General features: G+C 41.4%; 1 protein-coding gene. It reads left to right on the top strand.

Translation table 11 applies throughout. The annotated features are described in order from the left end of the window. Nucleotides 1-1,592: hypothetical protein (locus tag ACGHCK_RS11410; RefSeq protein ID WP_394304580.1), on the top strand; the 1,592-nt coding region annotated here is incomplete at both ends.

Below are 1,592 nucleotides of genomic sequence, written 5' to 3'. Positions count from 1 at the left end.
TCTGAGTCCGTAAGTGAATCTGTATCTGAATCAGTGAGCGAATCCGTATCTGAGTCCGTATCTGAATCAGTGAGCGAATCCGTATCAGAGTCCGTATCAGAATCAGTAAGTGAATCCGTATCTGAGTCTGTATCTGAATCAGTAAGTGAATCTGTATCAGAGTCAGTAAGCGAATCTGTATCAGAGTCTGTATCAGAATCAGTAAGCGAGTCAGTGTCTGAATCAGTAAGTGAATCTGTATCTGAGTCTGTATCTGAATCAGTGAGCGAATCTGTATCTGAATCCGTGTCTGAGTCAGTATCAGAATCAGTAAGCGAATCAGTTTCAGAATCCGTATCAGAGTCAGTAAGCGAGTCCGTATCAGAATCAGTAAGTGAATCTGTATCAGAGTCTGTATCAGAATCCGTGTCTGAGTCAGTATCAGAATCAGTAAGTGAATCTATATCCGAGTCCGTATCAGAATCTGTATCAGAGTCAGTGTCTGAGTCAGTAAGCGAATCTGTATCTGAGTCCGTATCAGAATCAGTAAGTGAATCTGTATCTGAGTCTGTATCTGAATCAGTGAGCGAGTCCGTGTCTGAGTCAGTATCAGAATCAGTAAGTGAATCCGTATCAGAATCAGTAAGTGAATCTGTATCAGAGTCTGTATCAGAGTCAGTGTCTGAGTCAGTAAGCGAATCCGTATCAGAGTCTGTATCTGAATCAGTAAGTGAATCCGTATCAGAATCAGTAAGTGAATCTGTATCAGAGTCTGTATCAGAGTCAGTGTCTGAGTCCGTATCAGAATCAGTAAGCGAATCCGTATCAGAATCCGTATCAGAGTCTGTATCTGAGTCAGTATCAGAATCAGTAAGTGAATCCGTATCAGAGTCAGTATCTGAATCTGTATCCGAGTCTGTATCTGAGTCCGTATCTGAATCAGTAAGCGAGTCAGTATCAGAATCAGTAAGTGAATCTGTATCTGAGTCAGTGTCTGAATCAGTAAGTGAGTCTGTATCTGAATCAGTGTCTGAATCAGTAAGTGAGTCTGTATCAGAATCAGTGTCTGAATCAGTAAGTGAATCCGTATCTGAGTCTGTATCTGAATCAGTAAGCGAGTCCGTGTCTGAGTCAGTAAGTGAATCTGTATCTGAGTCTGTATCTGAGTCAGTAAGCGAATCAGTTTCAGAATCAGTATCTGAGTCAGTGTCTGAGTCAGTAAGCGAATCAGTATCTGAGTCCGTATCAGAGTCCGTATCAGAATCAGTAAGTGAATCTGTATCTGAGTCAGTAAGTGAGTCCGTATCAGAATCAGTATCAGAGTCTGTATCTGAGTCAGTAAGTGAATCTGTATCTGAATCCGTATCAGAATCAGTAAGTGAATCCGTATCAGAGTCTGTATCTGAATCAGTAAGTGAATCTGTATCAGAGTCAGTAAGCGAATCTGTATCTGAGTCTGTATCAGAATCAGTAAGCGAGTCCGTGTCTGAATCAGTAAGTGAATCTGTATCTGAGTCAGTAAGCGAATCAGTTTCAGAATCCGTATCAGAGTCCGTGTCTGAGTCAGTAAGCGAATCTGTATCAGAGTCTGTATCAGAGTCTGTATCAGAGTC

Source organism: Lactococcus muris, assembly GCF_042849115.1.
GTDB lineage: Bacteria > Bacillota > Bacilli > Lactobacillales > Streptococcaceae > Lactococcus > Lactococcus muris.
The sequence above is the reverse complement of the archived record's forward strand: the minus strand, read 5'-3'. Positions and strand labels throughout refer to the sequence as shown.